Origin of the sequence: Saccharothrix sp. (assembly GCF_031180885.1) — a bacterium.
In the GTDB taxonomy this organism is placed as follows: Bacteria; Actinomycetota; Actinomycetes; order Mycobacteriales; family Pseudonocardiaceae; genus Actinosynnema.
Window position 1 is genome coordinate 1 of record NZ_JAPSLK010000112.1, and the last position, 7,291, is coordinate 7,291.

Sequence of the window (7,291 nt, forward strand, 5' to 3'; positions counted from 1 at the left end):
CCTGGCGGCCCGTCACGTCGCCACGCCGATCACGGGCCACCTACAACCGTCGGCACGGCGTGATGCACATGCTCGCCGCGCTGGACCTGGCCACCGGGAAGATCCTCTACCGGATCCGGCGCCGCAAGCGACACGCCGAGTTCCTCGACCTGCTCAGGACCCTGCGCGCCCGCTGGCCCGACCAGCGGCTCTACCTGGTCATGGTGCCGTTGAGGGCGAAGTAGCGCAGGGCGGCGAACTCGGCCTCGATCCAGTTCAGCCAGCTGGAGTAGGCGGGCAGGAACACCAGTTCGGCGTCGTTGTCGGCGGCCCAGTTCCGGACGTCGGGGTGCCGGTGCGGGGAGAAGTTGTCCGACCACCTCACCCACGCTGAACAGAACGCCGCCATCGGCTCGTTCATCCGCTGGCGCAACGCCCGAGCCCAGCCCAAAACCGGCTTCGCCACAGACTCACCCATCCGCACCTGGACCCATTACCCGGCCAAGGCTGCGTGACACGCCACTAGCAACTCCGCCCAGCGCCGGTCGTCGCACTCCCAGCCCGCGACTACCCCGATCCCGCCGAACTCGTTCTGCGGCTTGAGGATCAACTGCTCCCGCCGGTCCCGGCAGTACTCCAGGAGATCCACCTCCGTGCCCTCGGCCTCGGTTGCGCGCGTCGGCGACGGCCCGCGTCCACGGCAGGAGGCGATTCACCAACGCGACTTCGTCAGCCGTGAACGCGGCGCGGTACCGGGGATCGGACAGCAGGTGCAGGCATCCCTTGTTGGCGTGCAACTCGCTCTGCACCGTCGTCCACAGGAGCGTCTCGCCGGCCTCGTGCGCCTGGCGGATCAGCTCGAACTGTTCGGCCACTTCCCCGTCCTCGGCGATCTCCTCGTCGGTGAAGTAGCGCAACACGACGTCCGCAGGCCGCCCGCCCCCAGCAGGCGCCCACCGCCGCGCCGGACGTCGAACAGGTCGCCGAAGAAGACCTCGATCCCCGGCTCGGCCAATGCCTCGGTGTGCACCTCGATCAGCGGCACGTAGTCGGTCAGGATGCCCTTGAGGTCCAGCACTGCGGCCACGGGCGAGGGCTTGCCCGTCAAGTCGCGCAGTGCGGCGGCCAACTGCTCGACGGTGTCGACGCTGGACAGGCCGTGTTCAGCCGCGAAGTCCCTGAACGCCTCGTGCGCCAGCACCGTTGGTCCGATCCGCGCCGACTCGATGCGCCCGGCACGGCTGCCGAGGTTCAACTCCAGCACTTTGAAGGACTAGCCGTCGTCGTAAGCGTCGACCCGCCCATACAGGACCGGTCGCTCCCGCGACTCCGACAGCACGGCCGCCCGAGCCGGATCGATGTCCAGCGCGGCGCAGTACCGCCCGAGATCGCCGTCGAACAGGCGCTGCGGCAGTGAGACGATCAGGTCGATCAACGCCTGAAGATCGGTTCCGAGTCGTCGTACCCGCTGTTCCCCGACGAACAGCGGGCGCGGGAACAGGCGCTCCCTGTAAAACGCGTCGAACGCGTTGGGGAACTTGGCGTCGCGCACGATTCCGGCCAGCGCCCGATCGCCTGCGAGGCACCGTTCCAGGAACGAATCGGTCACCTTATTGGTCATTTCTTCCTCATTCGTGCGCAGTAGTGGTCTCCTCCGGTCGCATGTGCGCTGCGCGCAGGGAGAAGGCCCCCGCGACAGCGATCACGCACAACAGGGCGCCACTGACGATGAACGCGGCGTGCAGGCCGAGCAGGAAGCTGACCAGGCCGCCGCCGAGAAAACCGAGCGCGGTCGCGGCGGACTGCACCGGGCCCGCCACGCCGTACGCGGTCGAGTAGAGCTCGCGGGGCGCGAGCACACCGATCAGCGCGCCCAGGGCGACTTGGGCGACGCCGAGGAAAGCCCGTTCACGGCGCGGACCGCGACCAGCGGCCAGCGGCCAGAAGGAGTCGACGAAGAACAGGGCGACGGTGAACAGCGCGCCGATGGACGCCGAGCACAGCAGCGTGCGACCGCTGCCGAGCCGCTCCACGACCACGTGCGCCTTCCACGACGCCAGCACGCCCGCCACGCCGGGCACGCCGAGGGCGAGTCCGACGGCGGTGGCGAACTGGACTTCGCCGCCCCGCGTCAGGAGTCCATCGAGGGTCGGGACGAGCACGGGCAGGATCGGGTACAACAGCATCCCGGACAGTCCGAGGACGCCGAGGCACACGAGCAGCGCCGGATAACCGGGCACGCGGGCCATGCGGGACAGTTGCGCGGCGAAACTGGTCTTCTGCCCGCCGCCACCAGGAGCGCGGTCCAGCGGCGGTTCCCGGATCAGCAGCACCACGAGCACTGCGGCCGCCGCCAGCAGGCCTGCCCCGATCAGGAAACTGCCGCGGAAGCCGATGACACCGCCAAGCTACGGACCAGTGGTGTTGGCCAGGAACACCCCCGCCAGCAGCCGTCCCATCACCTTGCTGAGGCTGCCGGGCGGCGTCGCGGAGGCGACGAGTGCGTTGAGCGGGCTGATAACGCCGGTGAGCAACCCCGAGAGCACGGCCAAGGCGAGCGCGACGTACTCGTTCGGCGCCGCGGTGATCAAGCTGATCACGAGCACGCCGCCGAGCAGGGCGCGCACCACCATGGCCTTGCGCCCGAAGCGGTCCCCCAGCACTCCCCACACGGGTGCCGCGACCACCGTCGCGATTTCCTCGGCGAAGTCCAGCAGACCTGCCCAGAGCACCAGGCGGTCGCCGGGCACGCCCAACTCGCCGAGGTAGAGCGGTAGGAAGGGCCACACGAGTTTGAACCCGATGAGCCCCAACACGTATCGCTCATTCACACCACGCACTGCATCGCGGTGCGTGGTTTCGTGTTCACTCCGCGTTACGCCTGCACGCTCTGCACCGGTTTGTACGAGTGGGTGCACAGCAATGGTGGCGAGGATGAAGGGGCGAGTTCTGGCCGGTTCTCGCTTTACTCCATGCATGAGATCATCCATATCCTCAGCGCCCGCATCGTAGTGGTAGAGAAGCTGTCGCCGAAGAGTGGTGCATCGACGTTCTGCGGTCAGGGCTCGCCGGTAGAAGTTCGACACTTGGCGATCACAGTGAACGAGACTACACAGAAGATTGAGTACAGGCCGGACGGTGCCACCGGTAAGATTGCTCCATTCACCTTTGAGATCAAGCCTGACGACGTTGAAATGTTCCAGTTCAAGGCACTCGGTGGCGGCGTCAAATAGCGGATTGTACTCGACGCCACCATTGACGGGAAGCGTCAGGACATCATCGTAGATAAGAACGGCAAACCGTTTGTGACTTACCCGGTGATGGCAGGCTCGAAGAAGTATGCACATCAAGGCGACGGGAAATGGAAAAGAATCGGTGAATGACCTCATCTGTCGCGTTGTGGGTTGATCTCACTATTCGTTAAGCTGCCTTCATGTCTCCCGACCTTCGCAAGGTCTCCACCGACCCCATCGTCTCCCGCATCCAGGAGGCATTGGCTGCGGACTTCGACCCCCGGTCCGAAGTCCGCAAGCGCCGCTCTCTCGGCTACGCCACCACCCGCGGAACCTGGGTGCGCATCGAAGTTCGCGACCTCGCCCGTGTAGACGGCCAGGGTTGGGGTCTCGAATCCGCCGCAGTCCTCGACGGCGTTGCCACGCCCGCCTGGCATCAGGGGGTGGCCTGGATCGACCACGACCTCGGCGTCATGTGGCGGGCCGACGAAACCGAACTCATCACGGACACGCCCATCAAGGCGGGTGGCACTCTGAGGGAGACCCCCGGATTGTCGGAGTCGTGGTGGGCGACCTTCTCGAAGTCCATGACGAACCTCGCCTCGTCCACCACGACCCGGATCGCCACGCCGCACCTTGAGCCGGTGACGCAGGAACGGGTCACTTCGACCATCCACAAGCTGTTCCCAGCTGTGGACACCATCGTCACCGAGTGGCGCGCTGCCCATGCCGACCTTGCCTGGGCCAACTTGACTGCTCCGAACTGCTACCTCCTGGATTGGGAGGACTGGGGCATGGCCCCGCGCGGCTGGGACGCCGCCAACCTGTGGGCCTCGTCCTTCGCCGTGCCGGAGCTTGCCGACCGGGTCTACCGCGAGCTGAAGCACGACCTGGAAAGCCCGACCGGCAGGATCGTGCAGCTCTACCACTGCGCCGAGATCTTGAACTTCCCGCCCGGCTACGCCGACGAGTTGGTGCCGCTCGCCAAGCAGCACGCCGAGAGGTTGCTCAGCGAGCTTCGGGCATGAGGACGCCGTCGTAACCCGCCGCCAACTCCGACGTCAGCTCGGCGCAGATGTTCTCCGTGACCAGCAGTTCGGCCAAGGTGGCCGCGTCGACACCGGTTGCGGCGGCGACCTTGTCGACAAACACCGGCCTGCCGCTCAGCAGGAGCCTGAGCGCGGGCAATGCCGCGCGGGTGAACGTGATCCGCCGCCCGGCCGCGGCGACCATGACCAGCCCGTCAGCCTGCTCCTCGATCGTCGGCGCGAACTCCGTTATGCACACGACCGCCACCAGCGGGCCGAACAAGCCGTGTGTCGTAACGTGCCGGTGTGGTGACATGTCCTGCTCGCGCGCCGCCAGGAACTCGCCGAGGTCCGTCGTCGCCACCAGGTTCACGGCGGCGTCGGTGAAGGCCACTTGCTGCTCGGCCCGCGCCTCCACGCTGCCCCAGCGGTCGATGTCGTGGCGGAGCAGTTCTTGGCGGCGGGACTGGTCGGCCAGCCAGGTCAGGTAATCCACGCCGGTGCGCTGGGGGAAACCGAACGTGAGGTGCAGGCTGAAGCCGTCGCCGCGTTCCTCGCGCGTGGCCCGGTGCCAGTAGCCCCTGGGGATGTGCATGACCGAGCCGGGCTTCATAGTGCCTCGCCAGACGATCTCCTCGGGCGGAGCCGGGTTGGGCTCGGCGTCGCGGTACATCGGCGCCGGGCGGGCCAAGCCGCGGACCTCCCACGACTTCTCCCCGGCCACCTGCACGATGAGGACGTCGTGGTCGTCCCAGTGCAGGGTGAACCCAGCGGCGTCGCCAGTGGTGAGGTAGGCGTTGACCTGCACCAGCTCGCGGCTCCACCACTGGAGTGCCCGACAGGCGACCTCCAGCGTGGCGTCGTAGGTGTTCACCGCGTCGAGGACGAGCGTGGCACCTTCCTTCAGCAACCGCCCCAGCCGCTCCATGTCGACCATGGGGACGCCCTCGGAACGGCGGATGGGGCGGGTGGAGATGAAGGTGCTCGGGTGCAGGTCGCGGCCACTCTGGAGAACGCGCAGCCGAGCGGACGACAAGCTTCGCCGCATGATGAGGTCGAGCAGCTTCCCGGGAGTGAGCAGGCGTGAGCCCAGGGCATTGTCGCGCAGGGTTCCGCGGGCGAACTCGCGCCCGAGCTTCATCGGTCCTTGCCACATGAGCGCCTGCTCGATGCCGGGTACCAGTCGGTGATCCATACCGAAGTCTCCTTGCTGTGGACAGGTAGAAGGGGCTCCGCGTGTGGACGTCGCGGGAGCCCCTTCTGCGGTGGGAGTGGAACGTCAGCGCCTAGCGGTCAGATCACGGGTCGCGGGTCTCACCCGAGTCGCCCGTGGCACCGTCCGACGCCTGCAACTCGGTGCGGTTCTGCACCGTCGAGGCGCGGAAGACCTGCACCACCAGTTCGGACTCGTCCATCTACATCACCTCCTTCCATAGTTGTCGTTCGTCCTCATCTCCCGAGGAGCAGGAGATGGCTCAGGTGGGCTCCTCGCCGCTGGGCGGCCAGGCGGGAGCGTCAGAGAAGGTCTGGCCGGGCGGCAGGAGCAACGCCCCGGCGATGTCCATCAGCCGCCCGCTCACCCGGTAGAGCGCGGCGGGCGGCGCGAACGGCACCGTCAGGTCGAAGCTGTTTCGAAGGCGTGCGTGCGCCGCCTCGGAGCCGAGCGAGCCGTCCCGTACCTGCACCACGTCCAGGGCTCCCGGAAGATGACGGTGGAGATGGAGTCCGGCAAACACGCCGCCCTCAGCCAGCAGGGGCAGGGCAACGAAGCGGGCACTGGTGATGAGTTGCCGTACGAGGTCGTCTTCGCGCACGGCCTTACCACCACACCGACACGTCGCCTGGGTGCTCGTCCATCACGATGATCGCCGCGTCGGTGTTCGAGATGAGCAGTCCCAGCACCACCAAGACGCCGTTGTCCAGGGACAAATGGGCCTTGCTGGGCACCACGAAGCCGTACGTCTCCGGGATGGCCAACACGTCGAGCAGCCCATCGAGGCCGGGCCGCCCCAGCTGGTCGTGCTGCACGCCCCGGTCGGTGAAGATCGACGCCAGGGTGTAGCCCTGGCGCTCACAGAACAGCCCGATTTCCTTGCGCCACAGGGCAATCTCCAGCTCGTCCGGCACCTCGGCGCGCAGGTAGCCGTAGACGACGGGCTGTTTTCTGATGGTCGGCGTGGCTGCAGGGTTGTTGCTCCTGGCCATCACGGTTAGAACCCTTCCCGCAGCCGGTACGCCAGGCGCAGGTGGTTGCACGGCCAGGCTTCGCGGCACCGCGGACACAGGCCGTTGACGTCGATGTGCAGCAAGAAGGCGATGACCGTCAGGCAATAGAGCGTTCGTGGCTCGGGCATGTCGCTGCTTGGCGCATCGTGCCCACCGAGAACGTCCTTGCGGCCGAACGGAATGACGGCTGCCAGTTCGGTCATGGTGATCGTCACCTGCTCCTACGTTCGGCTGCTTGGGCGGCATCCAGCGCCGAGGAAGCGAGGCGTACCAGCGAAAGCGAGGGGAAGTGAGCTGGTACGCCGTTGTCGGGGTTCGTCACCCGACGCCGGATGCCTGACCTAGACCGTGGCAGCGGACGACGTGCCGTAGAAGCGACAGGCGTTCAGAGTGATCACGCTCGCGAGTGTGGGGTAGGACGGGGTGTCCTAGTGCGTGGGACAATGACTTCCGCCAGAGACGCGGCCATGGCACGCGCCCCTCGATCCAAGTCTGAAGTGTTCTTTGGAGCGGATCATGCATGCGGGAGCCGACTTTGGGGACGCTGGTGCCCTTTCGAGAGAGCCAGCCGCTCGATACCCGAGGAGCCGAGATCGCGGAGCAGTCTTGAACCTCGTGACGTTCTCGCGACGAGCAGAGCGTGGAATTGATGACGTGCGGGGTCTCGCCGCAGGGTGTCCGATGGCGCCGATCATGATCTAGTGGCTTGTCACGCAGCCTTGGCCGGGTAATGGGTCCAGGTGCGGATGGGTGAGTCGGTGGCGAAGTTGGTCTTGGGCTGGGCGCGGGCGTTGCGCCAGCGGATGTAGGCGGCGATGGCGGCGT

The 7,291-nt window shown here is 66.8% G+C and carries 10 protein-coding genes and 2 pseudogenes; 3 read left to right on the forward strand and 9 right to left on the reverse strand.

Translation table 11 applies throughout. The features are described from left to right. Positions 1–224: pseudogene (locus RIN75_RS43555) on the forward strand (IS630 family transposase); the annotation flags it as partial. Here RIN75_RS43555 and RIN75_RS43560 read toward each other — a convergent pair. The 5 genes and pseudogenes from RIN75_RS43560 to RIN75_RS44350 all read right to left on the reverse strand — a co-directional run bounded on the left by RIN75_RS43560 (position 191) and on the right by RIN75_RS44350 (position 2,897). Further along, positions 191–457: a transposase gene (locus RIN75_RS43560; RefSeq protein WP_309117981.1), complete on the reverse strand. Its 267-nt coding sequence runs from the start codon at positions 455–457 to the stop codon at positions 191–193. The pseudogene RIN75_RS43555 and the gene RIN75_RS43560 sit on opposite strands and share 34 nt — an antisense overlap. A gap of 15 nt (positions 458–472) precedes the next feature. Continuing rightward, positions 473–628 carry a hypothetical protein gene (locus tag RIN75_RS43565; protein WP_309117982.1) on the reverse strand — a complete coding sequence of 52 codons (156 nt, stop codon included), beginning with the start codon at positions 626–628 and terminating at the stop codon, positions 473–475. A 204-nt stretch (positions 629–832) separates the two neighbouring features. Further along, the gene (locus RIN75_RS43570) at positions 833–1,243 is read right to left on the reverse strand and encodes a hypothetical protein (protein ID WP_309117983.1); all 411 of its coding nucleotides are present in this window, start codon (positions 1,241–1,243) and stop codon (positions 833–835) included. Between the two features lie 9 nt (positions 1,244–1,252). Next, a complete protein-coding gene (locus RIN75_RS43575) occupies positions 1,253–1,600 on the reverse strand; it encodes a hypothetical protein (protein ID WP_309117984.1) in 348 nt (115 codons plus the stop codon). A gap of 7 nt (positions 1,601–1,607) precedes the next feature. Next, positions 1,608–2,897: pseudogene (locus RIN75_RS44350) on the reverse strand (MFS transporter). On the opposite strand from RIN75_RS44350, the gene RIN75_RS43590 reads away from it, so the two are divergent. Beyond that, complete coding sequence (locus tag RIN75_RS43590) at positions 2,829–3,212, forward strand: hypothetical protein (protein WP_309117987.1); 384 nt, start codon at positions 2,829–2,831, stop codon at positions 3,210–3,212. The pseudogene RIN75_RS44350 and the gene RIN75_RS43590 sit on opposite strands and share 69 nt — an antisense overlap. Before the next feature lie 260 nt (positions 3,213–3,472). Beyond that, positions 3,473–4,240, forward strand: coding sequence for a hypothetical protein (locus tag RIN75_RS43595; protein ID WP_309117988.1), 768 nt, complete (start codon positions 3,473–3,475; stop codon positions 4,238–4,240). Here the strand turns inward: RIN75_RS43595 and RIN75_RS43600 are convergent. From RIN75_RS43600 to RIN75_RS43615, 4 genes are all read right to left on the reverse strand, one after another. Then, on the reverse strand, positions 4,221–5,435 hold the full coding sequence (locus RIN75_RS43600) for a JmjC domain-containing protein (RefSeq protein ID WP_309117989.1): 1,215 nt from the start codon (positions 5,433–5,435) through the stop codon (positions 4,221–4,223). The two genes, RIN75_RS43595 and RIN75_RS43600, sit on opposite strands and share 20 nt — an antisense overlap. Before the next feature lie 280 nt (positions 5,436–5,715). Continuing rightward, a complete protein-coding gene (locus RIN75_RS43605) occupies positions 5,716–6,054 on the reverse strand; it encodes a hypothetical protein (RefSeq protein ID WP_309117990.1) in 339 nt (112 codons plus the stop codon). A 4-nt stretch (positions 6,055–6,058) separates the two neighbouring features. Further along, positions 6,059–6,445, reverse strand: a complete 387-nt coding sequence (locus RIN75_RS43610; protein WP_309117991.1) for a hypothetical protein — start codon at positions 6,443–6,445, stop codon at positions 6,059–6,061. 5 nt (positions 6,446–6,450) lie between these two features. Further along, positions 6,451–6,681, reverse strand: a complete 231-nt coding sequence (locus tag RIN75_RS43615; protein WP_309117992.1) for a hypothetical protein — start codon at positions 6,679–6,681, stop codon at positions 6,451–6,453. Positions 6,682–7,291 lie beyond the last annotated feature (610 nt).

Excerpts from the sequence above, each read along its gene's own strand:
- RIN75_RS43560 (WP_309117981.1), bottom strand. The coding sequence starts at position 457 with ATGGGTGAGTCTGTGGCGAAGCCGGTTTTGGGCTGGGCTCGGGCGTTG.
- RIN75_RS43575 (WP_309117984.1), bottom strand. The coding sequence starts at position 1,600 with ATGACCAATAAGGTGACCGATTCGTTCCTGGAACGGTGCCTCGCAGGC.
- RIN75_RS43600 (WP_309117989.1), bottom strand. The coding sequence starts at position 5,435 with ATGGATCACCGACTGGTACCCGGCATCGAGCAGGCGCTCATGTGGCAA.
- RIN75_RS43610 (WP_309117991.1), bottom strand. The coding sequence starts at position 6,445 with ATGGCCAGGAGCAACAACCCTGCAGCCACGCCGACCATCAGAAAACAG.